This is a genomic window from Castellaniella defragrans 65Phen (assembly GCF_000612685.1).
Taxonomy (GTDB): domain Bacteria; phylum Pseudomonadota; class Gammaproteobacteria; order Burkholderiales; family Burkholderiaceae_B; genus Castellaniella; species Castellaniella defragrans.
Genome location: NZ_HG916765.1, coordinates 177,758 through 202,588, shown reverse-complemented (window position 1 = coordinate 202,588; position 24,831 = coordinate 177,758). Strand labels below are relative to the sequence as shown.

The window sequence follows — 24,831 nt, the reverse complement described above, 5'->3', positions numbered from 1 at the left end:
AGGCCACCAGCGCCCCAGTCGGACTCACACCACCAAATTGGTCGACGGTGCCAACCCGTCGATGTAGTCCGCCCACGCCTGCAGCATTTCCCGTCGCTGCTCGGCGTATTCCGCCCGGTTGTAGACACCGCGCACGCCGCCGATGGTGTGGTTCAGCGCCTTTTCCACTACATCCGAAGGCCAGCCCTGCTCATGCAGCAGAGTTGAAGCAGTCCGCCGCAGGTCGTGAATGGTGAAGGCAGGGATCTCCTGTCCCTGCAATGACACCTTCAGCGCCTGGTTCAGTGCATTGTTGGCGAAAGGCTTGGCCAGGGTGCCACGGCCGGGCAATACCCAGTCGCTGCTGCTGGCCAGCGGCTTGAGCTCCTTGAACAGCGTCTGCGCCTGAGTGGACAGGTAGACGATGTGCGGCTTGCCGGTCTTGGAGTTCTCGACCGGAATGTGCCATTCACCTTCGTCCATATGCACGTCCTTCCATTGCGCCAGCATCAGTTCGGACTTGCGCACCAGGGTCATCAGAATCAGTTGGAAGGCGATCTTGAACTGGCGACGGATGTTGGAAGCCTGCATGGCGCGCAGGAACTGCCGGATTTCGTCCGGCGTCAGTGCCCGGTCGCGGGCGGCGGCGCGGTAGACGTGCCGCATCGGCAAGGCCATGACCGGGTTAGCCTGGATCAGACCGCAGGTCAGCGCGTAGTCGAACATGCGCTTGAGCAGGCCGCGTACCTGGCCGGCGGCGGCATCGAAGCCTTGTTCCTTCTTGCGCCAGATGACGCCGCGCACGTCCTCAGCGGTAATGTCCCGAACCGGCTTGCTGCCAATGTGCGGCAGGATGTCCTTTTCCAGGTAGCGGCGCGGCATGGTCACGTTCTTGCGGTCGCGTGACTGGATTTCTTTGAAGAAGCGCTCGGAGAACTCGGCCAAGGTGGCGTCTTCTGCGCCGGCCACTTTGGCTTGCTGCTTCTTCTTTGCCGGCGATTCACCCATTGCTACTTGCTGGGCCGCCTCATCCCGTTTCAGGCGAGCGTTCTTCAGCGTCAGCGCGGGATATTTGCCCAGCGTCAGCTTCTCGTACTTGCCATTCAGGCGGTAGCGGTAACGCCAGACGACGCCTCCGGTCGGGAAGACCTCCACATACAGTCCCCGGTCGTCGGTGACCGTGTAGGTCTTGTCGCTGGGTTTGAGTGCCTTGAGCGCAGTGTCTGTCAGTGCCATCTCATCCTCCGTATGTCCAAGTAGAAGGATGAGAGACAATATCCTACCTACTTGGAGTCAAACTTGGACATAAAAACGAATGGCTTCGACTGTATCACCAAATCACTCAGTAGACAAAAATCCCTTTATTTATGCGGGTTACAGGCACATCAGCAGACTTCAGTGGACATCCCTGGACCCAAAATCACTTCCCGATACAAAACCGCGAAAAAATCTCCCCCAGCAGATCATCGCTGGTGAATTCCCCCGTGATCCCGCACAGCGCCTCGTGCGCCAGGCGCAGTTCCTCGGCGAACAGGTCCAGCACCTGATCGCTGTGCGCGGCATGCACGGCAGCCGCCTGCAGATGTTCGCGCGCCGCCTCCAGCGCGCGCACGTGCCGCTCGCGCGCCAGCCAGGGGGACTCCATCCCCGGCGTCCAGCCGGCGATGGCCAGCAGCCGGGCGCGCAGCGCATCCAGGCCCGCGCCGGTGTGGGCGGAGATCAGCAGCGGGGCATCGCCCCGTTCCACAGCCACGACATCACTCGATGGGGAGGAGCCCTTCTCGCGGCCCGCATGCCGCCCGGATTCGCCAGGCACGGCATTGCCGCCCGCGGGGACGACGCCATGTTCCGCCTCACCCACGAATCCCGTCTCCCGCGCAAGCAGATCCGCCTTGTTCCACACCCGCAGCACCGGCACCCCCGCCGGCAGCCGCCGCACGATCTCCGCGTCCAGCGGATCGTCCGGATGGCGGGCGTCCTGCAGGTGCAGGATCACCTGGGCGCGGGCGATCTCGGCCCAGCTGCGCTCGATGCCGATGCGCTCGACCGTGTCCTCGGTCTCGCGCAGGCCGGCGGTGTCCACGATGTGCAGGGGGATGCCGTCGATGTGGATCTGCTGCACCACGCGGTCGCGCGTGGTGCCGGCGATGGGAGTGACGATGGCGACGTCCTCGCCCGCCAGGGCGTTCAGCAGGCTGGACTTGCCGACGTTGGGCTGGCCCGCCAGCACCACGTGCAGGCCTTCGCGCAGCACCAGGCCCTGGCGGGCGGTGCGCAGGACGCCGTCCAGCGCGGCGGTGACGCCGCTCAGGCGCTCGGCGGCCTGGTATTTTTCCAGGAAGTCGATTTCCTCTTCGGGGAAATCCAGGGTCGCCTCGACCAGCATGCGCAGCTGCACGATGCGCTCGCTCAGGGCGTCGATCTCGGCGGAAAAGGCGCCCGACAGGGACGCCATGGCGCTGCGCGCCGCGGCGGCGGAGCTGGCCTCGATCAGGTCCGCCACGGCTTCGGCCTGGGCCAGGTCCAGGCGGTCGTTCAGGAAGGCGCGCTGGGTGAACTCGCCCGGCTGCGCCAGACGCAGGCCGATGTCCGCGCCGCGCGCCAGGCAGTCCTCCAGCACCCGCCGCAGCACGGCGGGGCCGCCGTGGCCCTGCAATTCCAGCACGTCCTCGCCGGTATAGGAATGCGGGCCGGGGAAGAACAGCGCCAGCCCTTCGTCCATGGTCTCGCCGTGCCGATCCTTGAACGGCAGGTAATGGGCATGGCGGGGCCGCAGGACCCGCCCGAACAGGCGCCGGGCATAAGCCGCCAGGTCGGGGCCTGAAAGGCGCAGCACGCCGATCCCGCCCCGGCCGGGCGCGGTGGCGATGGCGATGATGGGGTCGGTGGAAAAGGCACTCATGCGATCACCGGAAGCGGATATCGGTCTCTTCAAAACAAAAACGGTGCCCCGAAGAGCACCGTTCAGAAGGCAAAACGCAGTCTAGCATCAGCTCGATGCCGAAGCCGCCTTTTCCCGGTCCAGCCGCACCATGATGATGCGCTGCTGGATGATGGACACGATATTGTTCACGCACCAGTACAGCACCAGGCCGGCCGGGAACATGAACATCATCCCGCCGAACACCAGCGGCATGATCATCATGATCTTGGCCTGGGTCGGATCGGGCGGCGTCGGGTTCAGCTTGATCTGCAGGAACATCGTCGCCATCATGATCGCCGGCAGGATGAACCAGGGATCGCGCACCGACAGGTCGTGGACCCACAGGATCCAGGGCGCGCCGCGCATCTCCACGCTGCCCAGCAGCACCCAGTACAGCGCGATGAACACGGGGATCTGCACCACCATCGGCAGGCAGCCGCCCAGCGGATTGATCTTCTCCGTGCGGTACATCTCCATCATGGCGGCGTTCAGCTTGGCCTTGTCGTCGCCGAACTTTTCCTTCAGGTGCTGCATGCGCGGGGCGACCAGCTTCATCTTCGCCATCGAGCGGTAGCTGGCGGCCGACAGCGGGTAGAACACGGCCTTGATCAGCAGCGTCAGCACCACGATGGTCCAGCCCCAGTTGCCCAGCAGCGAGTGCAGCCAGGTCATGAACTTGAACATGGGCTTGGCGATGATGGTCACCCAGCCGTAGTCCACCACCAGCTCCAGGCCCGGCGCCACCGCGCTCATCGCCTGCTGGTCCTGCGGGCCGACCCACAGGTTGGCCTCGACCGAGCGCTGGGCGCCCGGGGCGATGGCGCCGACCTGCTCGATGGTGCGGATGGCGTAGAGGTTGTCCGCCAGGCGCAGCGCCTGGTTGGTGCGCACCGTGCCCTGGGGCGGCACCCAGGCGCTGGCGAAGTAATGCTGCACGATGCCGATCCAGCCGTTGTCGGCCTGCTGAATGTAGCTAGCCTTGCCCTTGGCGATCTCGTCGAACTTCACCTTCTGGAACTTGTCTTCCGACGAATACACCGCCGCGCCGGTGAAGGTGCTGTAGAAGCCCGAAGTGTTCGGCGGATCGTTGCCGTCGCGCGTGAGCTGCAGGTACAGCGAAGGATCGATCGGCTGGTCGCCCAGGTTGGTGATGTCGTGGCGCACGCGGATGTCGTAGCCGTTGCGCGGCACGATGAAGGTCTTGACCACCTTCACCTGGCCGGCGGTGGCCTCGAAGGCGATTTCCACGCTGTCGCCCTTGGCGACGGGCTCCGGCGTCACCAGCGAGAAGGGCGTCAGGTGGGTCGGGTAGCCGCTGCCCTGCGGGGCGCCGACCACGCCGGTCTGGGCGACGTACGTGTCGCCCGGCTGGTCGTTCAGCAGGTACATCGGGCCGCCGTCGCCGTCCAGCGACTTGTAGTGCAGCAACTGGGCCTGCACCAGCTGGGCGCCGGTGGTGTCGAAGGTCAGGTCGTAGACGTCGGTCTTGAGATGGACCTTCCGCCCCTGGGGCTCGGCGGCCGAACCGGGCACCGTCGCGGGCGTCCCGGGCTGGGCCGGCGCGGCGGCCGTGGGTACGCCGGCTGGCTGGCCGGCGGCCTTGCCGTCCCCGGATTTGGCGGTCTTGGACTGCTCGGCGGGCGGCGTCAGGGAAAACAGCGACGGCTGGCCCTGGTAGACCTGCCAGTTGTTCCACAGCAGCAGCAGCGAGAAGGAAAAGATCATCCAGAGGATGGTGCGTCGAATGTCCATTGGCGCCTGTGTATTCGTATCGTATGGGTTCGGAGCAAAAGCTCATCAGTTTAACGTAGCAATCCTGACTGCGGCCCTAAGCGGGCCCGGGCCCGATGCGCCGCCTCCCGCCCGGCAGGAAGCGGGCCGCCGGACCGGCTCACCGGCGGTCCGTGCCGCGCACCGGCCGGACCGGACGCGCGGGCGGGACCGGATCGTGGCCGCCCTGGCACCAGGGATGGCAGCGGGCGATGCGCCGCGTGCCCAGCCACAGCCCCTTCGCCACCCCGTGGGTCTCGATCGCCTCGATGGCGTAGGCCGAGCACGTCGGGGTGAAGCGGCACTGCTGGCCCACCCAGGGACTGAGGAAGTACCGGTAGAAGCGGATCGGGGCGATGAACAGCGCGCGCATCATGGCGCGATCCTCGCCAGCAGGGCGTCGGCCTCGGCCCGGACCTGGCGCTTCAGGGCGCTCAGGCTGGCGGCGGGCGGACGGTTCACCAGGCGGAACACCAGGTCCCCGTCGGGCAGCGCGTCCCGGCGCAGGCGGAAGGCCTCGCGCAGGACCCGCTTGATGGCGTTGCGGGTCACCGCCAGGGGGGCGTGGCGCTTGGGCACCACCAGGCCCAGCCGGGCCGGGCCTTCGGCCGGACCGCGCGGGCCGGACACCACGAACAAAGCCCCTCGGGCGATACGCCGCCCTTTCAGGGCAGCCGCGTATTCCGAGGGGCGATGCAGCCGGGCCGCCGGAGGAAAAGCGGGTGGCATGGCGATCGTTCCGGGGCCTGGCCGGGCGCGGCGCGGCCCGCAAGGAAAATCAGACGGCCAGGCGCTTGCGGCCCTTGGCGCGGCGGGCGCTCAGGACGGCACGGCCGGCGCGGGTCTTCATGCGCACGCGAAACCCATGGGTGCGCTTGCGACGGGTAACGGAAGGCTGGAAAGTGCGTTTCATGGTGGATCCAAAAGAGCTCGGGGCAAATGGTCCGGGACAATCCCCGGGACGAGGTCCCGGCATCACTCCGGGACAAAGCCGACAGGCACAATTTGCCCACGGCATCGAAAAGCCCATCATTTCATCAAATTTTTGAATTTGTGTCAATCACTTGGACGCATCCAGGCGCCCGCCGGGCCCGCGCGGCACGGTCGGGCTGTGGATAACTTTGGGCGGGAAAGGGTAGAATCGAGGTTTGGCAAGATGACCCCTATGAATGAATTCTGGCAGGCCTGCGTCCAGAGACTGGAACAGGAGCTCCCCCCCCAGCAGATCAACGCCTGGATCCGCCCCCTGGTGCCCCTCGACTACGACGAGGAACTCGCGATCCTGAGGATCGGCGCGCCCAACCGCTTCAAGCTCGACTGGGTCCGCAAGAACTTCTCCACCCGCCTGGAGTCGATGGCGTCCGACTGGTATTCCCAGGCGGTGCAGGTCCAGTTCGAGCTGTCCGTCCCCGCCGGCCGGCCTGCGCCCGCGGCGGCCCGCCCCGCGCCGCCGCCCTCCGCCCCGGTGCGGGCCGCGGACGCCGTCGCGGCCGCGCCGGCCGTGAGCCCGGCGCCCCAGGCCGCCCCCGTCCAGGCCGCCACCGAGGAATCCATCCAGGACCACTCCCGCCTGAACCGCGACCTCACCTTCGATAACTTCGTCATCGGCAAGGCCAACCAGCTGGCCCGCGCGGCGGCCATGCAGGTCGCCGAGAACCCCGGCGTGTCCTACAACCCGCTCTTCCTGTATGGCGGCGTCGGCCTGGGCAAGACCCACCTGATCCACGCCATCGGCAACGCCCTGCTGGCCAGCGGCGCCAGCACGCGGGTGCGCTACGTCCACGCCGACCAGTACATCTCCGACGTGGTCAAGGCCTACCACCGCCGCGCCTTCGACGACTTCAAGCGCTACTACCACTCGCTGGACCTGCTGCTGATCGACGACATCCAGTTCTTCGCCGGCAAGAACCGCACCCAGGAAGAATTCTTCTATGCCTTCGAGGCCATGGTGGCCCAGCGCAAGCAGATCATCATCACCTCGGACACCTACCCCAAGGAACTGTCGAACATCGACAACCGCCTGATCTCGCGCTTCGACTGGGGCCTGACCGTGGCGATCGAGCCGCCCGAGCTGGAAATGCGCGTCGCCATCCTGCTGCGCAAGGCCCAGGCCGAACGCATCGTCATGCCCGAGGAAGTCGCCTTCTTCATCGCCAAGCACCTGCGCAGCAACGTGCGCGAGCTCGAAGGCGCCCTGCGCAAGGTCTCCGCCTACGCCAATTTCCACGGCCGCGACGTGCTGACCGTCGAAGTCTGCAAGGAAGCCCTGAAGGACCTGCTGTCGGTCTCCAACAGCCAGATCACGGTGGAGAACATCCAGAAGACGGTGGCCGATTTCTATAAAATCAAGGTCGCCGACATGTATTCCAAGCGTCGGCCCGCAAACATCGCCCTGCCCCGTCAGATCGCCATGTACCTGGCCAAGGAGCTCACCCAGAAGAGCCTGCCGGAAATCGGCGACCTGTTCGGCGGACGCGACCACACCACCGTGCTGCACGCGGTGCGCAAGATCACCGACCTGCGCGCCAAGCAGACCGAGCTGAACCACGCACTCCACGTACTCGAGCAAACTCTCAAAGGATGACAAGAAGATGCAACTCATTCAAGCGACCCGCGATGCCGTGCTCAAACCCTTGACGATGGTGGTGGGGATCGTCGAACGCCGCAACACGCTGCCGATCCTGGCCAACGTGCTGATCCGCAAGCAGGGCAGCCAGCTCGAGTTCCTGGCCAACGACCTGGAAGTCCAGATCACCACGCGCGCGGGCTTCGGCGTGGGCGACGAGACCCTGGCCACCACCGTGGCCGCCCGCAAGCTGCTCGACATCCTGCGCGCCCTGCCCGAGTCGGGCGACGTCCGGCTGTCCCTGGACGAGGCCAAACTCACCGTCCAGGCCGGCCGCAGCCGCTTCGCCCTGCAGACGCTGGACGCGGCCGACTACCCCACGGTCACCCAGTCCGAGCAATGGCCGGCGTCCTTCTCCATGCCGCAGAAGGCCCTGAAGAACCTGTTCAACCAGGTGCACTTCGCCATGGCCCAGCAGGACATCCGCTACTACCTGAACGGCCTGCTGCTGGTGCTCGAACCCGGCCGCGTGCGCGCCGTGGCCACCGACGGCCACCGGCTGGCCCATGGCGGCGTCGCCGTCGAAGGCCAGGCCGCCACGCTGGACGTGATCATCCCGCGCAAGACCATCCACGAAATGCAGCGCCTGCTGTCCGACGACGAGCAGGCCGCCGTGCAGATCGACGTCACGGCCGGCCAGATCCGCTTCCGCTTCGACGACATCGAAGTCGTCTCCAAGCTGGTCGAGGGCAAGTTCCCCGATTACCGCCGCGTCATCCCCGCCGGCTACAGCCGGCACTTCGACGTGGCGCGCGACGTCCTCCAGGCGGCCCTGCAGCGCACCGCCATCCTCACCACCGACAAGCTCAAGGGCGTGCGCCTGCAGCTGGGCGACAACCTGCTGCGCCTGTCCTCGTCCAACGCCGAGCAGGAAGAAGCCCGCGAAGAACTGGAAGTCGACTACGCCCAGGAACCGCTCGACGTCGCCTTCAACGTCAGCTACCTGCTCGACGTGCTGGCCAACATCAAGACCGACACCGTGCGCTGGTCCGTCCAGCCCGACGCCAACGCCTCCGTGCTGATCACGCTGCCCAACGACGAGGAATTCAAGTACGTCGTCATGCCGATGCGCATCTGAGCGCCCCTCGGGCGCCCGCTCCGCCGACGGACTCAACCACAGGATTTTCATGTCAGACCTCACCTCCCAGAACACCGCGGCCGCCGGCTACGGCGCCGATTCGATCAAGATGCTCAAGGGCCTGGAAGCCGTGCGCAAGCGGCCGGGCATGTACATCGGCGACACCTCCGACGGCACCGGCCTGCACCACATGGTCTTCGAGGTCGTGGACAACGCCATCGACGAGGCGCTGGCGGGCTACTGCGACGACATCGTCGTCACCATCCACGCCGACAACAGCATCTCGGTCACGGACAACGGCCGCGGCATCCCCACCGCCATCCATAAAGACGACGAGCATCACCGCAGCGCGGCCGAGATCGTCATGACCGAACTGCACGCCGGCGGCAAGTTCGACCAGAACTCCTACAAGGTCTCCGGCGGCCTGCACGGCGTGGGCGTGTCCTGCGTCAACGCCCTGTCCGAATGGCTGCGCCTGACGATCTGGCGCAACGGCGAAGAGCACCAGATGGAATTCCGCCGCGGCGAACGGGTCGCCCCGCTGGCCGTCACCGGCCCGGCGGATCGCACCGGCACCCGGGTCCAGTACCTGGCCGACGCCGAGATCTTCAACAACATCGACTACACCTACGAAATCCTGGCGCGGCGCCTGCGCGAGCTGTCCTTCCTGAACAACGGCGTGAAGATCCGCCTGGTGGACGAGCGCACCGGCCAGGACGAGAACCTCGCCTTCCTGGGCGGGGTCAAGGGCTTCGTCCAGTACATCAACCGCGCCAAGACCGTCCTGCACGACAACATCTTCGCCGTCACCACTGAATCCGAGGCCGGCGGCGTGCGCGTGGGCGTAGAAGTCGCCATGCAGTGGAACGACAGCTACGCCGAGACCGTGCTGTGCTTCACCAACAACATCCCGCAGCGCGACGGCGGCACCCACCTGACCGGCCTGCGCGCCGCCATGACCCGGGTGCTGAACAAGTACATCACCGACAACGAACTCGCCAAGAAGGCCAAGGTCGACACCACCGGCGACGACATGCGCGAAGGCCTGGCCTGCGTGCTGTCCGTCAAGGTGCCCGAGCCCAAGTTCAGCAGCCAGACCAAGGACAAGCTCGTCTCCAGCGAAGTCCGCCCCGCGGTGGAAGAAGCCGTCAGCCGCACCCTGGAGACCTGGCTGCTCGAAAATCCCAACGACGCCCGCGCCCTGTGCGGCAAGATCGTGGAAGCCGCGCGCGCCCGCGAGGCCGCGCGCAAGGCGCGCGAGATGACGCGCCGCAAGAGCGTCCTGGAAGGCGCCGGCCTGCCCGGCAAGCTGGCCGACTGCCAGGAAAAGGACCCCGCCCTGTGCGAGCTCTACATCGTCGAGGGCGACTCGGCCGGCGGCTCCGCCAAGCAGGGCCGCGACCGCAAGTTCCAGGCCATCCTGCCGCTGCGCGGCAAGGTCCTGAACGTCGAAAAGGCGCGCTTCGACCGGCTGCTGTCCAGCGAGCAGATCACCACCCTGATCACCGCCCTGGGCACCAGCATCGGGCCGGACTTCAACATCGACAAGCTGCGCTACCACCGCATCATCATCATGACCGACGCGGACGTGGACGGCGCCCACATCCGCACCCTGCTGCTCACCCTGCTCTACCGCCAGATGCCGGCGCTGATCGAGCGCGGTTACGTCTACATCGCCCAGCCGCCGCTCTACAAGGTCAAGGTCGGCCGCGAGGAACGCTACCTGAAGGACGACGCCGAGGAAGCCCAGTTCATGCTGCAGCTGGCGCTCAAGGACACCGAGCTCACCCCGCGCGCCGGCGCCACGCCGATCGCCGGCGACGCGCTGATGGACCTGGCCCGCCAGTACGTCACCGCCGACTCGGTCATCGCCCGCCTGGCGCGCACGCTGGACGCCGAGGCCCTGTCGGCCATGGCCGAGGGCGTGCAGCTCAGCCTGGTGGACGAGGCCGCCGCCCGCGCCAGCGCCGCCGCGCTGGAACAGGCCCTGCGCAACCCGGCCGATCCCCACGGCGTCCAGGTGGAGGCCCAGTACGACGAGATCGAGGAAGCCTGGCGCCTGGCGGTCATCCGCCCGCACTTCGGCAACCTGCGCGTCAGCGTGTTCGACCGCCATTTCGTGCGCGGCGGCGACTACGCCGTCCTGGCCCGCACCGCCAGGACCTTCCTGGGCCTGATGGGCGAAGGCGCCGTCGTGCGCCGCGGCACGGGCGACAAGCTCAAGGAAAAGCCCGTCTCCGACTTCCGCGAAGTCATGCAATGGCTGCGCGCCGAGGCCGAACGCGGCATCAGCAAGCAGCGCTACAAAGGCCTGGGCGAAATGAACCCGGAACAGCTCTGGGAAACCACCATGGACCCGACCGTGCGCCGCCTGCTGCGCGTGCAGATCGAGGACGCCATCGCCGCCGACGAGATCTTCGTCACCCTGATGGGCGACAACGTCGAACCGCGCCGCGCGTTCATCGAGACCCACGCCCTGCAGGCGGGGAACATCGACGTGTGATGAAGGCACAGGCGGTACGAGCCTCGTACCATAAGTGGCGGCTATTTGAGATCAAGGTTACCTACAATGATTATTACCCATCTAAAGCTGACCAACTGGCGTAATTTCCGTGGGCTGGACCTTGATCTCAGCACCCGTAACTACATCATCGGTGCCAATGCTTCGGGAAAATCCAACCTGCTCGATGTATTCCGGTTTCTGCGTACCATCGCGAAACCCGAAGGCGGTGGCCTGCAAAAAGCCATCAAGGAAAGAGGCGGGCTCAGCAAGCTGCGCAGTCTGCATGCGCGCCAGAATCCCGCCGTTCTCCTCTGGATCGAAGTAGCAGAATCACCAGACCCGGACTCCGCCCGCTGGGAATACGAACTGTCTTTCAAGGCCGAAGGCAAAGGAGCCCAACGCGTACTGATCACTCGTGAACGGGTATCCCGAAATGGTCAGCAAGTGCTCCTCCGTCCGACGCCAGACGACCTGAAAGACACAGCCCGACTGACGCAGACATACCTTGAGCAGATCAACAACAATGTCGAATTCCGGGCTCTAGCTGAATTTTTCTCTGCCACCACCTATCTGCACCTCGTTCCACAACTCCTCAAGTTCGGAGAAGAAATCAGCAGCCGCATCATTGAGGATGATCCCTTTGGTCAAGGCCTCCTGCAGCGCATTGCCAGCACACCACAAAAGACACAAGCCGCCCGCCTGAAGAGAATCGGCGAAGCTCTTCAGGTTGCAGTCCCCCAGTTCTCTGTGCTCAGGTTCGAGAAAGACCCGATTACTGGTGCTCCCCACCTCGAAGCGTCATTCAAGCACTGGCGTGGCAACGGAGCATGGCAACGTGAAGACCAATTTTCAGACGGCACCTTGCGTCTCATCGGGCTGCTGTGGGCACTACAAGAAGGTGACGGACTACTATTGCTGGAAGAGCCAGAGCTGTCGCTAAACGACGCTATTGTCGAACACATTCCACTAATGATCGACCGGGTTGTCAGACTGCTAAAACGGAAAACTCGACAAGTCATCATCACCACCCACAGTGACAATCTGATCGGTGCCGTCAATGATCCTCTCACCATCATTCTGTTAGAACCCAGCCCCAACGGCACCCACGCACGCACAGCTAACAGTGATGAGATTGCAGTTATGGAAGGCGGACTGACTCCTGCAGAAGTTCTGCTGCCAAAGACCAGGCCCCAACATATTTTTGATGTAGCGCTCTTTTCATGAACACCATCTTCGTGATTGGTGAAGATGCCCTGAGTTGTGAGATCGGGAAAAGACTGGTGGTCGATGTAATGCAATGGGAAATTTCTCAATGCCCTATTGACTGCGGAGGCGTAACCAAGCTAAGGAAGGCACTTCCACGCTATTTGAACCTTGCTCGCCAATATCCCATCCTGTGCGTCGCAGATACTGACAGGAAATGTCCTAAGGAACTACTCAAGGCATGGTTTCCTGAGTCTCCACCAACAAATTTCATCCTCCGACTGGCGGTCACAGAAAGCGAAAGCTGGGTCTTGGCAGATTCAAGAGCCTTTGCAACATTTCTGAATATCAGTACAACCCATATCCCAGCTTCACCCGACGAAATCACTGATCCTAAGCGAACGGTAGTAAACCTTGCTCGTAAATCTCGACACCGCCAGATCAGATACGAAATGGTATCCAGCCGCGACCCCGAGAAACCCGGTAGCGGATATAACCAACATCTCTGCACATTCGTCAGAGACTACTGGCAGCCACTAATCGCGGCGGAACACTCTCCCAGCTTGGCCAGAGCCGTCCACCAACTGTCGGCCTTCAGCAAAGGCCAGCAGTAGCCGCACCTGAATCAGTCCACCCAGAAGATACACGGGAATTAAGTGGCACCGCCCCGCTGCTGACGCTGCCGGAGTCCGCAACGGCAGCCATCAGCGTCGGCGTGGCAATCACCCTGGCCCCGCCGCCCCTGCCGGACGTGGTCCAGCCCGTCGCGCCCAGCCCCGGCTACATCTGGACCCCGGGCTACTGGGCCGGGGGTCCGAACGGCTACTACTGGATCGACGGTGCATGGCTCGTCCCGCCCGCCGTCGGACTGTTGTGGCCCCCCGGATGGTGGGGCTGGTCCGACGGCTACTACCGCTGGCACGAAGGCTACTGGGGGCCTCAGGTCGGCTTCTACGGCGGCATCGACTACGGATTCGGCTACTTCGGCGTCGGCTACGTCGGTGGCCATTGGCGCAGTAGGGACTTCTACTACAACCGGGCCGTCACGAACGTCAACATCACCCACGTCCGCAACGCCTACGTGATCGGCCCTGAATTATAAATAACTCATTGATTTTATTGTAAAATAAAGCCACTCCAGACTATCAAATCCCCCAAAAACAGCCCGCTGGGGCTCATTTTCTGGGAGATTGCCCCGAAACCGCATGAGTCAGATTGACGATTTTTTCCGCAGCCGCCTGGACCAGATGATTGATCTGCGTAAACCCCTGGCGGTGCTTGCCACGCATATTCCTTGGCAGGAACTGGAGGCGGCTGTCGCACACCGTTTTGCGCGTCAGGTGCGCACCGGCCGGCAGGTTGAGGATATTGATCTGTTTGGCCCGACGATGGCCGTGGTAGGGGCCGGCCATTCAAACGCGGGGCGTCCCCGGCTGCCGATGCGGCTGATGATTTCGCTGCTGTATCTGAAGCACACCTTCAACGAGAGCGATGAAGGCGTCTGCGAACGCTGGAGCGATGCACCCACCTGGCAGTATTTTTCGGGGCAGGAGTATTTCGAGAATCGCCTGCCGTGCGATCCCAGCGCCATCAGCCGATTCCGGGGGCTGTTGGGTGAGGAAGGCGTCGAAGAGCTGCTGGTGCAGACTTTGGTGGTGGCCATCAAGCTGGGGCTGATCGAGCGCACGGCGATGCAGTCGGTGATAGTGGACAGCACCGTGCAAGCCAAGGCGGTGGCGCATCCCACCGACAGCCGTTTGCTGGAGGTGGCGCGCCAGAAGATCGCCTGCGCGGCCAAGGCGCACGGCATTGCGTTAAAGCAGAGCTACGCCAAGGAAGGCCGGGAGCTGGCCAGGAAAGCGGGCCGCTATGCGCATGCCAAGCAGTATCGGCGCATGCATAAGACGATCAAGCGCCAGCGCACGATTCTGGGCCGTCTGGCGCGTGACATTGAGCGCAACAAGACAGTGCTGGCGCAGAGCATCCAGGACGCCTTGGACCCGTTATTGGCTCGCGCACATAAGATCGCGGCTCAGAGCCGTCGGGGCGCGAAGGTGAAGGGAAAAGACAAGGTCTACAGCTGGCACGCCGATGAGGTGGAGTGCATCAGCAAGGGCAAGGCCCGTACGCCCTATGAGTTTGGAGTGAAGGTGGGCATTGTCACCACCTTGAAGGGGAATCTGATCGTGGGAGCACGCAGCTTCCCTGGCAATCCGTACGATGGCCACACACTGGCCGAGCAGTTGGAGCAGTCCCGCATCCTGATGGAGGCGGTGGACGTGGCTCCGCAGACCGTCTACACGGATCTGGGCTATCGAGGCGTTGATGCCGAGATCCCGGAATATAGCCTTAAACACCGAGGCAAATTCAAACGTCTCACCGACCAGGAGCGCCGAATGCTTAAACGGCGCCAGGCGGTGGAGCCGGTCATTGGGCATCTGAAAAGCGATCATGGAATGAATCGCTGTCATTTGAAAGGCCAAACGGGTGATGCGATCCATGCGGTGTTGTGCGCGGCAGGCTTCAATATCAAGTGGCTGCTGCGCATGATTGCCCGCAAGGGCATCGGCCCTTTATTTTTGTGCCGATTTATTGCGTGGATTGGTCGTCAGATTCAACGCCTGATGCCCATGATGGGCTCAAGAGGCGATTGGGTTGATCCGGTGGGCTGCCTGCCCTATCGAAATCCGTGGCCTCGGATCGCCGGAAATTCGGCCTGAAACAGGACAAATGAATTTTTCAGGGACGACTACGTGGACAAGACGGTGATCCACAACGCTCCTCCGGACTGGCGCCGCGCCAGCTACAACGGCGGCCAGGGCGGCATGCCGTCCCGGCCGACGGCCGAGCGGCGCACCTACGCGCGCCAGCCGCATCCGGTCAATGCGCAGGGACGGCATGAACCGGAGGGGCCTCGCGCCGAGGCCCGCGGCCGCGAAGACCGCGGCCGCCACGGACAAGGCGGGCCGGGGCGGGAAGATCGCCACCGCTGATATGATGCGCGCCATGCTCCTGCGCACGCTGCACCCCGCCGACCTGCCCGGCCTGGACCTCATCCAGACCCATTGCTACGCCCCGTCCATGCTCGAACTGGCGGACGTCCTCGCCGGCCGGCTGCGGGCCGTCCCGGACTGGATCTGGGGCGTCCAGGACGACGAAGGCCTGTGCGCCTACCTGTTCACCTATCCGACGCGCCTGGGCCACCTGTCGCCCCTGAACGGCAACTTCCACCCAGCCCCCGACGGCGACACCCTGTACCTGCACGACCTGGCCATCCATCCCCGGGCGCGCGGCCGCGGATTGGCGCAGCGGCTGATCCGGCATGCCTGGACCCGCGGCCGGAAGGCCGGCCTGCGGCATTCCGCGCTGATCTCGGTCCAGGATTCCGAACGCTTCTGGGCCGCGCACGGCTACCGCACCCGCACGGAGCTGGACGACCGCCAGCGCGCCTGCCTGGCCGGCTACGAGCAGCCGGCGCGCTACATGACACGTCCGCTCGACTGAGGCCGGGTTTTTCGGGTGCCGGCGCCGGCCATCGCCGGACGCTCCGAAACATCGCCCGACGATCTGAAACATCGCCCGACGATCTGGAATCGAGCACGGCCCTGGAATCAGGCGCGTCCCGAACCGGCCTCACGCCCCCGTCGAGCGGCGCGCCACCAGGGCCGGCGCCGGCAGACCGGGCTGCGCATCCTGGGTTTCGTGACCCAGCATCCGCAGGAGCCGCTGCACCGCGGCGTGCGACACGGCATCCAGGTGCAGGTCCACGGCCGTCAGCGGCGGCTGACACGTGCGGGCGCGCACGCCGTCGTGGCGGGTGGCCAGCAGCAGGTCCCCGGGGACCCTCAGCCCGGCCTCGCCGATCGCGCGCAGCGCGCCGCTGGCGAAGGTGTCGATCGGGACGCACAGCGCGTCCAGCCCGGGATGTTCGGCCAGCAGCCGCGCGGCGGCCCGCTGGCCGCCCGCCTCGCCTTCTTCCTCGGCCGCCAGGCCCACCGCGGGCGCGAAGCCCCGGGCCCCGGCCATCGCCAGGTAGCGCTCGTGGAAGCTGCGCTGGGACGCCCGGCCGCTGGCTCCGAGAATCAGCCCCGGCCGCCGGGCGCCCGAGTCGAGCAGGTGCCGCAGCAGCAGGTCCGCCGCCGCCGCGTGCTGCAGGTCGATGTTGTCGGGCCCCGGCTCGCCCCCGACGGTGACGCAGGGCACCCCCCGCTCCTCCAGCTCGCGGGCGATCGGATCGTCCGGCGCGGGTTCGAGCAGGATGGCGCCGTCGATGTCCATCAGGGCCAGGGGATCGCATTGATCCATGGGCGGCGCGAGCACGAGCACGTAGCCGCTCAGCAGGGCCTTCCTGGCCAGGCCCATCGCCAGTTCGGTGAAGAACCCCAACTGGGATTCCCCGGCCGAGACCGCGGCCGGCATGGACGACAGCAGGGCGATCGCATGGGACTTGCCGGTCCGCAGGCGCTGGGCGCGCACGCTGGGGCGGTATTTCAGGCGGGCTGCCACGTCCTTGACGTGCTGGCGCGTGCGCGGATCCACCTGGCCGATCCCGTTCAGGGAATGGGAGACGGTGGTGGGCGACAGGCCCGCTTCGCGGGCGACGTCGGCGATGGTGACTCGTTTGTGCGTGCGGTGGGGATTGGTCACGGCGAAAAGGGATTCAGGCCTGCAGGATCACCACGATTCCGGAAATACAGGAAAAGCCCAGCACGAGATAGCGCAGCAAGGGACCGTCGAGCCGGTGATGCACGAATTTGCTCGCATACGATCCTAGCACCAAAAACGGCAGCATCTGCGCCGATGCCAGCAGGGAATCGGCGCCGACCTTGCCGCCGATCGCCAGGACGACCAGGGAGATCACCTCGCCCACCAGGAAGCACAGGGCGACGGTCGAACGCAGGACGGCGCCGCTCTTGTGCTGGTAGGCCAGTGCCAGCGGCGGCCCGCCCACGCCGGTCGAGGTCTCGGTCACGCCCGTGATCAGTCCGACCAGGCCCAGGCCCTTCCTGCCCAGCTCGAAGGATGGCGACAGCAGCGCTACCCCGGCGGCGATCAGGGTGGACCAGCCGATCAGCAGGGAAAGTTGATGCAGGTTGACCACCAGCAGGATCCACAACCCCAGGAAGGTGCCGGCGAACCGGCCGATGCTGATCAGCTTCACCCCGCGCCAGTCGATCGCGGCGCGCTCGCGCCAGCCCACGTAGGCATTCAGCGGGATCATCAGGACCAGCAGCAGGACCGGGATCAGGCCGGGCTGGAACAGGGTCACGATGGGCGCCGCCAGCATGGCGAAGCCCATGCCGCTGCAGCCCTGGGCGAAGGCCGAGACGAACACCGCCAGCCCGATCAGGAAGAAGGCGGTCGTACTCATGGGCGACGGGCTTCCTGGCGGGCTTTCCACTGGGCGCGATGTTCGCTGGCGCAAGGATCGATGCGCTGGATCGGCGCGCTCGCCGCGATACGCTCCGCAATCGCCCGCGCCCGGTCCATCAGCGCCTCGCCGTCCCAGTCCACGGGCAGGCCGCGGTCCAGCCGCAGGCGGCCCTGCACGATCACGGACTCGATCTGGTCGCGGTTCGCCAGCCGCACCAGTTCCCATTCCAGGTCCCAGGAGGGCGCCAGTTCGGGAATGTCCAGCTTCACGACCAGCAGGTCGGCATGAGCGCCTGGCGCGATTTCACCGACTTTTCCGGCCAGGCCCACGGCATCCGCCCCGCCGCGCAGCCCCATGTCCAGCCAGCGCCAGCCGCCGCCCGCGGACGAATCCCCGCTCGCCATGGCGCTCGTCAGGCGCTGTGCGGTTTCCGCGGCATCCAGCAGCCGGAAGGCGTCGCTACGCGTGCCGTCGGTGCCCAGCCCCAGGCGCACGCCCAGCTCGCTCAGCAGCAGGGCCGGAGCGACCGCATTGCCTTTCCAGGCGCTGGCCACCGGGTTGTAGCTGACGGCGGCGCCACTGTCGCGCAGCAGCGCGATCTCGTCCGGCGTCAGCAGGGTGGCGTGCGCGGCCAGCAGTTCCGGCCCGATGGCGCCCAGGCGGCCCAGGCGCTGCAGCGGCCGCAGCCCCGTGGCGACCAGGGAACGCTCGACGGCCGCCAGGTGTTCGTTCAGGTGTGTCTGGAAAGGCACGCGGGCTTCGCGGGAGAGGCGCGCCACCGCGACCAGGACCTCGTCGCTGGCCGCCTCGGGGATGGAGATCGCCAGCGAGGGATGGATCAGCGGATGCCGGTCCCACCGGCCCAGGTGATGCCGCGCCAGCTGCAGGATCTGCGCCTCCGTGGCGACGGCCTGGCCGCCCTGCAGGTCGTTGCAGATCACGCCCAGCACGCACCGCAGGCCCACCGCGCCGACCGCGTCGGCCACGATTTCCATGCCGACCGTGGCGCGCGTGCCCGCATCGGCCACCGTGGTGAACCCGCCGCGCAGGGATTCCCAGGCGGCCAGGCGGGCGGCGACGTCGATGGCCTCGGCGTCCATGTGCCGTTCCATCGGCACCCAGACGCGCCGGAAGATTTCCGAAGGCTCGCCGAACACCAGCGATTTGCCGAAGGTCTGCGTGACGTGATGATGCGCGTCGACGAATCCCGGCATCAGCAGCCGGCGCGGCAGGGGAATGGTGGGCAGGGCCTCGGCGGAAAACCGGCCGGCCGGCCCGACGTCCGTGATCCTTCCCCGCTCGACGCGCACCCCCAGGCCGGAATGCACGCCGTCGGGCAGCAGGACCTTGTCCGGCACCAGCAAGACCGCCCGTTCGTGCATGTCCTTCAGCATGTTCATCCCGATCTCCTCGATGGCGATCCGGGACGCCGCACGCCATGGAACGCGTTCCACACGCCGTGCCCATGCTTCCCAAATCGATTTGTGTCGTGGAATTCTACTCACTAAACCCGGCGACGGCAAACTTCCTCGACGGCAATCCTCGATTTTCGACGGCAATCCGCGACGGCGATTCCCGGCCGCAATCTCTGGCGGCAATCCGCGTTCGACCGCGGTCTTCGAGGGGCAATCCACGTTCAGGCGACAGTCTCCGACGAAACTCCACGGCCGTGCCGCCGGACCGCGCGCCCCCATGAGCGAATACGCATCCGTGAGCACACACGCATCCCGACGGACCATGGACGGCTTGCCCTCCGCCTCCCAGGCACCCGGCTCCCGGCTCGGGTAAACCCGGTATTGACAGGATTTCCGGCAAGTTCGAGCATTGCCATAAATCGATTTGGGAAACATGAAAAAGAAACCCAAATCGTTTTGTATCTCCGTGATCCACCCAATCCTCACAGCCACCCATACACATCCAGAGGCCCGCAATGGAGACAAACCATCCTCGCCACGACGGCGCGCCGGCGGCAGAAGTCCACCCGGTGGACCAGATCCGTCCCGTCGGCACGCTGTTCCTGTTCGCCGTCCAGCACATCCTGGTGATGGTCGCTGCGCCCGTTTCGTCCGTCTTCCTGATCGCCAAGGCCCTGAACCTGTCCGACGCGCTTTCCTCGGCCCTGCTGTCCAGCGTCTTCGTGTTCTGCGGCCTGGGATCGATCCTGCAGTCCGTCGGCATCGGCCGGATCGGCGTGCGCCTGCCCTTCATCATGCTGCCCGGCGGGGCCGCCACCATCCTGTTCATCTCGATCGCCCAGGGCACCGACCTGCAGACCGCGGCCGGGGCCGTCATCCTGACGGGGATCTTCTACATTCTCGCGGTCACCCTCTTCGTCCGCATCCTGAAGTACTTCCCGCCGCTGGTCATCGGGACCATGGTCGTGGTCATCGGCATCAGCCTGGTCAAGGTGACGGGCCTGCTGTTCACGGGCAGGCCGGGCACCGAGCACTTCGGCGATCCGCGGCAGCTCCTGCTGGCGCTGGTCACCATCGCGCTGACGGTCCTGTGCTTCAGATTCCTGCGCGGCTTCCTGCGCCAGCTCTCCGTCGCCCTGGGCCTGGTGGGCGGCACCCTCTTCGCCATGGCGCTGGGCGAAACCCATTTCATCTCGCTGGCCGCCGGGCCGCTCATCAGCACCCCCACGCTGTTTCCGTTCGGCATGCCGCACCTGGATCTCGTGGCGGCCATTCCGATGCTGGTCTGGAGCCTGGCCTCCATGGCGGAAGCCACCGGGCAGACCGTGATCAACGGAGAGATCGTCGGCCGCGAAGTGGACCCGCCGCGCGACGTGCCGCGCGTCATCCGCTCGGACGGCATCATTTCCATCATCGGCGGCCTGTTCGGCACGCCCGTCATGGTGACCAGCGGCGAGAACATCGGCATCGTGCGCGCCAGCGGCGTGCGCAGCCGCTACGTCACCGCGGTCGCCGGCGCGCTGCTCGTCGTGATCGGTTTCACGCCGCTCGCGCGGATGCTGAACGGCATCCCGCCCGCCGTCGTCGGCGGCACGGCCGTCGTCGTGTTCGCCATCATCAGCGTGCTCGGCATCCAGATGCTGGCGCGGGTCGATTTCACGCGCACCGGCAACCTGGTCACCTGCACGCTGGCCCTGGCGCTGGGCCTGCTGCCCGTGCTGATTCCGGGCATGTACCACAGCCTGCCCGCCAACGTACAGACGATCTTCGGCAGCGGCGTGGCCATGAGCGCGCTGGTCGCCGTCCTGCTCAACCTGCTGTTCCACCATTGCGGCGCACGGGACCGCGACGACCTTGCCAAGGAGCCGGACGCCGGTCCCCAGGCCCGGCCCGCCGACTACCGGATCTGACGGCGCGCCAAGGCACGAGCCTCGCCGCGAGCGGCGAGGCTGGACAGGAACGAGGCGCGGAATGGCGGGATGGCGCGGCGCCGCGAGGGCCGCGCGCTTATTTGCCCGAGGCTTGTTTCATCGAGGCCTGCCTGCCCCAGGCTTACTTGTCCGCGGCTTCCTCGCGGTGCTGGATCAGCAGCACCGGCCGCTGCGTCAGGGCCAGCACCCGGCCGGCGACCGAGCCGATCACCGCATCGAGCAGCACGCCGCGGCCGTGCGCGCCCATCACGATCATGTGGGCGTCGACCTCGTCGGCGTAGCGCGTGATCTCCTGGGGCGCGAAGCCGACCCGGGATTCGGTTTCGTGCGGCACGCCCGCCTGGCGCAGGATCTCAGCCGTGGGCTCCAGCACCTTGGCGGACTCCTCGTTGTACCAGTCCTGGATGGCCGCGGCATCCACGAAATGACTCACCCGGGCGGGCAGGCCCGCCATCACGTGCAGAATGCGCACGACGCCGCCCGCGGGCAGCAGTCCGGATTGCGCGATGTAGCGCGCCGCCTGCAGGCTGTACGCCGAGCCGTCCGTCGCCAGCACGATATCCTTAGCCATGTGACCTCCTGTCATCCGATGCGCGGGCACACGCGCGCCCGCGCCTTCAATCTACCGCACGGCATGGCTTCGCGGGCCGATCGGCCGGACAAAACCTTGCACTGACGCAATCAATCGCATCCGACATTGTCCTGATCTCCGGTCCGAAGGACAATAGGACGATGAACTCGACCCTGCTCCACACTCTGGAAGTCCAGCCCCTGGCCGTCATCGGCGACATCCACGGCGAGAGCCAGGCGCTGGATGCCCTGCTCGACCACCTGCGACAGCGCCCCGAAACGCGCGACCGCCTGCTGGTGTTCATCGGCGACCTGTGCGACCGCGGCCCCGACAGCGTGGGCGTCATCCGCCGGGTGCGGGATCTGGTGGACCAGGGGCGGGCGCTGGCCATCCTGGGCAATCACGAAATCAATCTGCTGGCCCACGACGCGAAGGACGGCTCGGGCTGGTTCTTCGACAGCCGCGAGGCTTCCGACACCCCTTTCTACGCGCCGTTCGTCCGCGCCTCGGCCCGGGAACGGCCCGAAATCCGCGATTTCCTGTGCAGCCTGCCCCTGGCGATCCGCATGCCCGGCCTGCGCATCGTGCACGCGGCCTGGGATCCGGCCTCGATCCAGGCCATCGCCGATTTTCCCTGCGGCCGCATCCTGGAACTGATCCACGAGCAGGAACTGAACCTCGTCCGGGCCGCCCGCGTCGGCGAACTGCATGCCCGCTACCGTGCGGAACTCGAGCGCTGGGGCCGCCAGCTCGAAGACCCCAACGATCCGCCGCCCTACCTGGACGCGGTGGCGGACTACGAATCGCTCGAACAGCGCCTCAATCCCATCAAGCGCCTCACCTCCGGCATCGAGGCGCGCAGCCCGCAGCCCTTCTTTTCCGGCAACCGCTGGCGCTATTCCGACCGCACGGCCTGGTGGAACGAGGACGACGACCCCACCCCCGTGCTGATCGGGCACTACTGGCGTCTGTTCGAGTCTCCGGACCGGACCACGGCCTGGCGCTACGGCCTGCTGTTCGACGGCGTGGCGCCCGCTTCCTGGCACGGGCGGCACCGCCAGGCCTTCTGCATCGACTATTCCGTCGGCGCCCGCTGGCGGGCCAGGAAGTCGCCCGGAACGGACGCGGAAAACCGCTACAAACTGGCCGCCATGCTGTGGCCCGAACGCGCCCTGCTGTTCGACGACGGCGCCCTGGTCCCCACGACCGAAGGGCCTTCCTCCCGCTGATTTCCGTGCAAGCGCCCTGTGGATAAGTCCAGAGGGCGCTTCTTGTGCCTATCCTGTCGACAAGTTGTTCATAAACGCGGCTTTTTTCGCGGCCCGGAAAACCATCCCCAAAGCGTGCGCCGGCCGCGCACAAGGACACCCACAAGACGAAACCACGCAGCCGGTTGATTTTAAAGGAATTCGGGGGTTTTCCGAGTTATCCACAGGCACTCACCATTCCTACCAGGTTTATATAAAAAAAAAGAGAAAAACATAAACACCTCAGCCAGCCATCCGGGCTTCCAGCCCGCGCAGGCGCTCCAGCCCCTGGTCCAGGGTGGCGTCCAGCTTGGCGAAGCACAGGCGCAGCAGGCCGTGGTTGGCCTCGGGCCTGGCCGGATCGGCATAGAAGGCGGAAACCGGAATGCTGGCGACGCCGATTTCCCGCGTCAGGCGGACGGCCAGCGTTTTCTCCGGCTCGGTTCCCAGCGCGCGCGTGTCCACCAGCAGGAAGAACGTGCCCTCCGAATGCAGCGGCCGAAGCACGGTGTCCTTCAGGCCGGCAAGCAGCCGGTCCCGTTTTTTCTGATAGAAGCCCGACAGCTCCGCCAGATCCGCTTCCGGCAGGTACCGGGCGATACCCGCCTGCATGGGCGTGCTGACGGAAAACACCGTGAACTGGTGTACCTTGCGGATTTCCGCCATCACACGCGCCGGCGCGCAGCAGTAGCCGATCTTCCAGCCAGTGGCATGGAAGGTCTTGCCGAAGGACGACACCAGCACGGTGCGTTCCGCCAGCGCGGCCCGGGACACCGGACTCAGATGCGTGAGGCCGTCGAACACGATGTGCTCGTAGGCCTCGTCCGACAGCAGCAGGATTGGATGCCGCGCGATGAGGGCTTCCAGGGCGTCCAGGTCTTCGATTTTCAGCGTGAGCCCGGTCGGATTGTGGGGAAAATTCAGCACCAGCATCCGGGTCCTGGGCGTCAGCGCGGATTCCACGCGGTTCCAGTCGATGCGAAAGGTCGTGTCTCCCGCCTGCGGCGCACGCATGGGAACCCGGACCGCTTCGGCGCCCGCCAGGCGGGTCGCGGGCGCGTAGAGGTCGTAGGCCGGATCGATCAGCAGGACTTCGTCGCCAGGATGCGTCAATGCCAGCAGGCTGCTCATCAGCGCTTCGGTTGCGCCGGCAGTGACCGTGATTTCCGATTCGGTCGAATAGGACCGGCCGTGTTGCGCCATGACCTTGGACGCGATCGCTTCCCTGAGCTGCGGCAGACCCGCCATGGGGGCGTACTGGTTGCAGCCCTGTCGCATGGCTTCGCCGACGGCCTGAATCAGCGCCTCCGGCGGCGGATAGTCCGGAAAGCCCTGCCCCAGGTTGATGGCCTGGCATTGCTGGGCCAGCGCGCTCATTTCGGTGAAGATGGTGCTGCCGACGTCAGGCAGCTTGGATGGCAGTGTGTTCGGCATGTGTGGTTTTTGGTTGACGGGTGTGGATTTCAGGATGGGATTTCGAGCACGGCGGGCTCACTTGCGCATACAATCGCGCATAAGGGAAAACTATGATTTGACTTTTCGGATTGCGTAGTTATGCTCCCTGTTGCAATGCAATCTAGTAGTACGCACGTTTCGCACACGGCATGCCCTGTTGCTCATCGCACTCCGGCACGATCTGTTTCGTTTCAGCGTTTTTGATTCATTGTTTTTCATTTCATTTATTTAGGACGTTTCAGATCATGGCTCAAACGGGCAAAGTCAAATGGTTCAACGCCGAGAAGGGCTTCGGCTTCATCACGCCGGACGCCGGCGGCACTGACGTGTTTGCGCACTTCTCCGCCATCGAAGGCCGCGGCTACCGCAGCCTCAACGAAGGTCAGGCCGTGCAGTACGAAGTCAAGGATGGCCCCAAGGGTCCCCAGGCTGCTGAAATCCGCCCCCTGTAATCGGTCGGCGCTTTTCTCCAAAAAGGCACTCTTCGGAGTGCCTTTTTTGTTGTTCGAGCAATCCCAGGCCCAGGAAACTTGTACCCTCTTGTCCCGGGCTTGTCCACAGCTTTGTTCACAGTGGCATGGCTGGCTGCGGTAGAAGACGTGGCGGCATGGATGCGCGACCGTGGGGGTGTTCCACGTGGAACATTGGATGGATAGCCTCTTCCTCTGGAGGCTGTTGATCGGGCGCGTCGAATTCCGGTCCGGAACCGCCGGCGCCTCCGGACTTGTTTGGATCCGGCGTTTGCCGCGCGCAGCC

General features: G+C 65.5%; 23 protein-coding genes. 12 read left to right on the top strand and 11 right to left on the bottom strand.

Annotation, left to right across the window (positions count from 1 at the left end; translation table 11 throughout):
- Positions 1 to 24: 24 nt before the first annotated feature.
- The 6 genes from BN940_RS00915 to rpmH all read right to left on the bottom strand — a co-directional run bounded on the left by BN940_RS00915 (position 25) and on the right by rpmH (position 5,585).
- Positions 25 to 1,215: a tyrosine-type recombinase/integrase gene (locus BN940_RS00915; protein WP_043679149.1), complete on the bottom strand. Its 1,191-nt coding sequence runs from the start codon at positions 1,213 to 1,215 to the stop codon at positions 25 to 27.
- Between the two features lie 184 nt (positions 1,216 to 1,399).
- A complete protein-coding gene (gene mnmE / locus BN940_RS00910; protein WP_043679146.1) occupies positions 1,400 to 2,881 on the bottom strand; it encodes a tRNA uridine-5-carboxymethylaminomethyl(34) synthesis GTPase MnmE in 1,482 nt (493 codons plus the stop codon).
- Positions 2,882 to 2,968: 87 nt separating this feature from the next.
- Positions 2,969 to 4,654, bottom strand: coding sequence for a membrane protein insertase YidC (gene yidC, locus BN940_RS00905; protein WP_043679144.1), 1,686 nt, complete (start codon positions 4,652 to 4,654; stop codon positions 2,969 to 2,971).
- Between the two features lie 139 nt (positions 4,655 to 4,793).
- A complete protein-coding gene (gene yidD, locus BN940_RS00900; RefSeq protein ID WP_043679142.1) occupies positions 4,794 to 5,048 on the bottom strand; it encodes a membrane protein insertion efficiency factor YidD in 255 nt (84 codons plus the stop codon).
- A complete protein-coding gene (locus BN940_RS00895; RefSeq protein ID WP_043679139.1) occupies positions 5,045 to 5,401 on the bottom strand; it encodes a ribonuclease P protein component in 357 nt (118 codons plus the stop codon). The genes yidD and BN940_RS00895 overlap by 4 nt, the downstream gene beginning before the upstream one ends.
- Positions 5,402 to 5,450: 49 nt before the next feature.
- Positions 5,451 to 5,585, bottom strand: coding sequence for a 50S ribosomal protein L34 (rpmH, locus tag BN940_RS00890; protein ID WP_043679136.1), 135 nt, complete (start codon positions 5,583 to 5,585; stop codon positions 5,451 to 5,453).
- 252 nt (positions 5,586 to 5,837) lie between these two features.
- On the opposite strand from rpmH, the gene dnaA reads away from it, so the two are divergent.
- The 9 genes from dnaA to BN940_RS00850 all read left to right on the top strand — a co-directional run bounded on the left by dnaA (position 5,838) and on the right by BN940_RS00850 (position 15,586).
- Positions 5,838 to 7,256, top strand: coding sequence for a chromosomal replication initiator protein DnaA (dnaA, locus tag BN940_RS00885; RefSeq protein WP_043679134.1), 1,419 nt, complete (start codon positions 5,838 to 5,840; stop codon positions 7,254 to 7,256).
- A 7-nt stretch (positions 7,257 to 7,263) separates the two neighbouring features.
- Entirely contained in the window at positions 7,264 to 8,376 is a 1,113-nt protein-coding gene (gene dnaN, locus BN940_RS00880) for a DNA polymerase III subunit beta (protein WP_043679131.1), read from the top strand.
- A gap of 49 nt (positions 8,377 to 8,425) precedes the next feature.
- Complete coding sequence (gyrB, locus tag BN940_RS00875; RefSeq protein ID WP_043679128.1) at positions 8,426 to 10,879, top strand: DNA topoisomerase (ATP-hydrolyzing) subunit B; 2,454 nt, start codon at positions 8,426 to 8,428, stop codon at positions 10,877 to 10,879.
- Between the two features lie 66 nt (positions 10,880 to 10,945).
- A complete protein-coding gene (locus tag BN940_RS18150) occupies positions 10,946 to 12,103 on the top strand; it encodes an AAA family ATPase (RefSeq protein ID WP_084330433.1) in 1,158 nt (385 codons plus the stop codon).
- Positions 12,100 to 12,696, top strand: coding sequence for a hypothetical protein (locus tag BN940_RS18755; RefSeq protein WP_148304856.1), 597 nt, complete (start codon positions 12,100 to 12,102; stop codon positions 12,694 to 12,696). Before BN940_RS18150 ends, BN940_RS18755 begins: the two co-directional genes overlap by 4 nt.
- A gap of 101 nt (positions 12,697 to 12,797) precedes the next feature.
- Entirely contained in the window at positions 12,798 to 13,184 is a 387-nt protein-coding gene (locus BN940_RS00865; RefSeq protein WP_052355501.1) for a YXWGXW repeat-containing protein, read from the top strand.
- Between the two features lie 103 nt (positions 13,185 to 13,287).
- Positions 13,288 to 14,802, top strand: a complete 1,515-nt coding sequence (locus BN940_RS00860) for an IS5 family transposase (RefSeq protein WP_148304855.1) — start codon at positions 13,288 to 13,290, stop codon at positions 14,800 to 14,802.
- A gap of 33 nt (positions 14,803 to 14,835) precedes the next feature.
- Positions 14,836 to 15,075, top strand: coding sequence for a hypothetical protein (locus BN940_RS18750; protein WP_043679123.1), 240 nt, complete (start codon positions 14,836 to 14,838; stop codon positions 15,073 to 15,075).
- Positions 15,076 to 15,088: 13 nt separating this feature from the next.
- A complete protein-coding gene (locus BN940_RS00850; protein WP_043685386.1) occupies positions 15,089 to 15,586 on the top strand; it encodes a GNAT family N-acetyltransferase in 498 nt (165 codons plus the stop codon).
- Positions 15,587 to 15,715: 129 nt separating this feature from the next.
- On the opposite strand, the gene BN940_RS00845 is transcribed toward BN940_RS00850, so the two are convergent.
- The 3 genes from BN940_RS00845 to BN940_RS00835 are packed head-to-tail and all read right to left on the bottom strand — an operon-like array spanning position 15,716 to position 18,856.
- Complete coding sequence (locus BN940_RS00845; RefSeq protein WP_043679121.1) at positions 15,716 to 16,729, bottom strand: substrate-binding domain-containing protein; 1,014 nt, start codon at positions 16,727 to 16,729, stop codon at positions 15,716 to 15,718.
- A 13-nt stretch (positions 16,730 to 16,742) separates the two neighbouring features.
- Positions 16,743 to 17,453, bottom strand: a complete 711-nt coding sequence (locus BN940_RS00840; protein ID WP_043679118.1) for a sulfite exporter TauE/SafE family protein — start codon at positions 17,451 to 17,453, stop codon at positions 16,743 to 16,745.
- Entirely contained in the window at positions 17,450 to 18,856 is a 1,407-nt protein-coding gene (locus tag BN940_RS00835) for an amidohydrolase family protein (RefSeq protein ID WP_043679115.1), read from the bottom strand. The genes BN940_RS00840 and BN940_RS00835 overlap by 4 nt, the downstream gene beginning before the upstream one ends.
- Before the next feature lie 530 nt (positions 18,857 to 19,386).
- Between BN940_RS00835 and BN940_RS00830 the strand changes: the two genes are divergently transcribed.
- On the top strand, positions 19,387 to 20,781 hold the full coding sequence (locus BN940_RS00830; RefSeq protein ID WP_043679113.1) for a uracil-xanthine permease family protein: 1,395 nt from the start codon (positions 19,387 to 19,389) through the stop codon (positions 20,779 to 20,781).
- A gap of 142 nt (positions 20,782 to 20,923) precedes the next feature.
- Here BN940_RS00830 and BN940_RS00825 read toward each other — a convergent pair whose 3' ends face one another.
- Positions 20,924 to 21,373, bottom strand: a complete 450-nt coding sequence (locus BN940_RS00825) for a universal stress protein (protein WP_043679110.1) — start codon at positions 21,371 to 21,373, stop codon at positions 20,924 to 20,926.
- Between the two features lie 161 nt (positions 21,374 to 21,534).
- Between BN940_RS00825 and BN940_RS00820 the strand changes: the two genes are divergently transcribed.
- Positions 21,535 to 22,602, top strand: a complete 1,068-nt coding sequence (locus tag BN940_RS00820) for a metallophosphoesterase (protein ID WP_043679108.1) — start codon at positions 21,535 to 21,537, stop codon at positions 22,600 to 22,602.
- Between the two features lie 261 nt (positions 22,603 to 22,863).
- Here BN940_RS00820 and BN940_RS00815 read toward each other — a convergent pair whose 3' ends face one another.
- Positions 22,864 to 24,054, bottom strand: coding sequence for a methionine aminotransferase (locus tag BN940_RS00815; protein ID WP_043679105.1), 1,191 nt, complete (start codon positions 24,052 to 24,054; stop codon positions 22,864 to 22,866).
- A gap of 266 nt (positions 24,055 to 24,320) precedes the next feature.
- Between BN940_RS00815 and BN940_RS00810 the strand changes: the two genes are divergently transcribed.
- Positions 24,321 to 24,527 (top strand): cold-shock protein, encoded by a 207-nt coding sequence (locus tag BN940_RS00810; RefSeq protein ID WP_043679103.1) that lies wholly within the window; start codon positions 24,321 to 24,323, stop codon positions 24,525 to 24,527.
- Positions 24,528 to 24,831: the final 304 nt, after the last annotated feature.

What these genes read in the sequence shown, in the direction of transcription:
- BN940_RS00915 (WP_043679149.1), bottom strand. Translation starts at nt 1,215, where the DNA reads ATGGCACTGACAGACACTGCGCTCAAGGCACTCAAACCCAGCGACAAG.
- mnmE (WP_043679146.1), bottom strand. Translation starts at nt 2,881, where the DNA reads ATGAGTGCCTTTTCCACCGACCCCATCATCGCCATCGCCACCGCGCCC.
- yidC (WP_043679144.1), bottom strand. Translation starts at nt 4,654, where the DNA reads ATGGACATTCGACGCACCATCCTCTGGATGATCTTTTCCTTCTCGCTG.
- yidD (WP_043679142.1), bottom strand. Translation starts at nt 5,048, where the DNA reads ATGATGCGCGCGCTGTTCATCGCCCCGATCCGCTTCTACCGGTACTTC.
- BN940_RS00895 (WP_043679139.1), bottom strand. Translation starts at nt 5,401, where the DNA reads ATGCCACCCGCTTTTCCTCCGGCGGCCCGGCTGCATCGCCCCTCGGAA.
- rpmH (WP_043679136.1), bottom strand. Translation starts at nt 5,585, where the DNA reads ATGAAACGCACTTTCCAGCCTTCCGTTACCCGTCGCAAGCGCACCCAT.
- dnaA (WP_043679134.1), top strand. Translation starts at nt 5,838, where the DNA reads ATGAATGAATTCTGGCAGGCCTGCGTCCAGAGACTGGAACAGGAGCTC.
- dnaN (WP_043679131.1), top strand. Translation starts at nt 7,264, where the DNA reads ATGCAACTCATTCAAGCGACCCGCGATGCCGTGCTCAAACCCTTGACG.
- gyrB (WP_043679128.1), top strand. Translation starts at nt 8,426, where the DNA reads ATGTCAGACCTCACCTCCCAGAACACCGCGGCCGCCGGCTACGGCGCC.
- BN940_RS18150 (WP_084330433.1), top strand. Translation starts at nt 10,946, where the DNA reads ATGATTATTACCCATCTAAAGCTGACCAACTGGCGTAATTTCCGTGGG.
- BN940_RS18755 (WP_148304856.1), top strand. Translation starts at nt 12,100, where the DNA reads ATGAACACCATCTTCGTGATTGGTGAAGATGCCCTGAGTTGTGAGATC.
- BN940_RS00860 (WP_148304855.1), top strand. Translation starts at nt 13,288, where the DNA reads ATGAGTCAGATTGACGATTTTTTCCGCAGCCGCCTGGACCAGATGATT.
- BN940_RS00850 (WP_043685386.1), top strand. Translation starts at nt 15,089, where the DNA reads ATGCTCCTGCGCACGCTGCACCCCGCCGACCTGCCCGGCCTGGACCTC.
- BN940_RS00840 (WP_043679118.1), bottom strand. Translation starts at nt 17,453, where the DNA reads ATGAGTACGACCGCCTTCTTCCTGATCGGGCTGGCGGTGTTCGTCTCG.
- BN940_RS00835 (WP_043679115.1), bottom strand. Translation starts at nt 18,856, where the DNA reads ATGAACATGCTGAAGGACATGCACGAACGGGCGGTCTTGCTGGTGCCG.
- BN940_RS00830 (WP_043679113.1), top strand. Translation starts at nt 19,387, where the DNA reads ATGGAGACAAACCATCCTCGCCACGACGGCGCGCCGGCGGCAGAAGTC.
- BN940_RS00825 (WP_043679110.1), bottom strand. Translation starts at nt 21,373, where the DNA reads ATGGCTAAGGATATCGTGCTGGCGACGGACGGCTCGGCGTACAGCCTG.
- BN940_RS00820 (WP_043679108.1), top strand. Translation starts at nt 21,535, where the DNA reads ATGAACTCGACCCTGCTCCACACTCTGGAAGTCCAGCCCCTGGCCGTC.
- BN940_RS00815 (WP_043679105.1), bottom strand. Translation starts at nt 24,054, where the DNA reads ATGCCGAACACACTGCCATCCAAGCTGCCTGACGTCGGCAGCACCATC.
- BN940_RS00810 (WP_043679103.1), top strand. Translation starts at nt 24,321, where the DNA reads ATGGCTCAAACGGGCAAAGTCAAATGGTTCAACGCCGAGAAGGGCTTC.